Genomic DNA, 1668 nt, shown 5'->3' with positions numbered 1-1668 from the left:
TCAGCCGAAGATGATGTTGAGGGCGATGATCAGGACCAACGCGATCCCCGCCAACAGCCCCGGACGGCGATACCAGCCCGCGTCCTCACCACTGGTCGACGCCTGCAAACTCGCCCGCGGCGTCAACCCGTACACCAACCCCACCAACTCCGCCTCCGGCTTCGGCCGCGTCACCAACGACACCACCACGCTCACCACGATGTCCACCACGAACGCCACACCCGCACCCACGAAACTCGCACCCTGCCCCGGCAGATCCAGCACCCCGGTCTCCGACAACCCGAACACCACCACCGCCGACACCGTGCCCAAAACCAGACCCGCCCACCCCGCATGCGGCGTCATCCGCTTCCAGAACATCCCCAGGATGAACGTCGCGAACAACGGCGCGTTGAAGAACGAGAACAACTGCTGCAGGTAATCCATCAAGTTCGAATACCCCGCCGCGATGAACGCCGTACCCACCGCAGCCAGCGTCGCCCCCACCGTCACCCAACGCCCCATGCTCAGGTAATAACCATCCGCCCGGTCCCGCACCACATAGGACTGCCAGATGTCATACGTGAACACCGTGTTGAACGACGACAGGTTCGCCGCCATCCCCGCCATGAACGACGCCAGCAACCCCGCCAGGGCGATCCCCAGAATCCCGTTCGGCAGCAGATCCCGCATCAACAACAAGATCGCATCGTTGTAATCCACACCCCCACCACCGGACCCACCCGCCTGCTTGAACGCCGCCAACTCCGGGATCAGCACCGCCGCGATCATCCCCGGAATGATCACGATGAACGGGATGAACATCTTCGGGAACGCCCCGATGATCGGCGTCCGCTGCGCCGCCGACATGCTCTTGGACGCCATCGCCCGCTGCACCTCGACGAAGTTCGTCGTCCAATACCCGAAACTGAGCACGAAACCCAGCCCGAACACCAACCCCACCACCGACAGCACACTGTTGTCGAACCCGGTCAGCTCATTACCCGGCCACGCCGACAACTGCTCCGCACCACCCGGACCCGCCGACACCTTCTCGATCAGGCCCTGCACCCCACCGACCTTCACCAACCCGATGATCGTCAACGGCAACAACGCCGCCACGATCACGAAGAACTGCAACACCTCGTTGTAGATCGCCGCCGACAACCCACCCAACGCCGTGTACGACAACACGATCGCCGCCGCCAGCAACACCGACAACCACAACGGCCACCCCAGCAACGCATTCACGATGCTGGCCAGCAAATACAGATTCACCCCCGCGATCAGCACCTGCGCCACCGCGAAACTGATCCCGTTCACCAGATGCGCCGCCCGCCCGAAGCGGCGCAACATGAACTCCGGAACACTGCGCACCTTCGAGCCGTAGTAGAACGGCATCATCACCACGCCCAAAAACAGCATGGCCGGCACCGCACCGATCCAGAAATAATGCATCGTCGGCATCCCGTACTCGGCACCATTCGCCGACATACCGATGATCTCGATCGCACCCAGATTCGCCGAGATGAACGCCAACCCCGTCACCCACGCCGGCAACGCCCGCCCCGACAGGAAAAAATCCAGACTGGTGGACACCGCACGCCGCGCCAGATACCCGATACCCAGCACGAAAACGAAGTACAACGCCAACAACGCGAAATCCACCGCGTTGGCATCCAGCAGCTG

General features: G+C 62.7%; 1 protein-coding gene. It reads right to left on the bottom strand.

The genetic code is table 11. The annotated features are described in order from the left end of the window. Complete coding sequence (locus tag AC07FN_RS45860) at positions 1 to 1665, bottom strand: sodium:solute symporter family protein (RefSeq protein WP_478401377.1); 1665 nt, start codon at positions 1663 to 1665, stop codon at positions 1 to 3. Between the last annotated feature and the right edge of the window lie 3 nt (positions 1666 to 1668).

The sequence above is a fragment of the Saccharopolyspora sp. NPDC045941 genome (genome assembly GCF_056431445.1).
The sequence above is the reverse complement of the archived record's forward strand: the minus strand, read 5'-3'. Positions and strand labels throughout refer to the sequence as shown.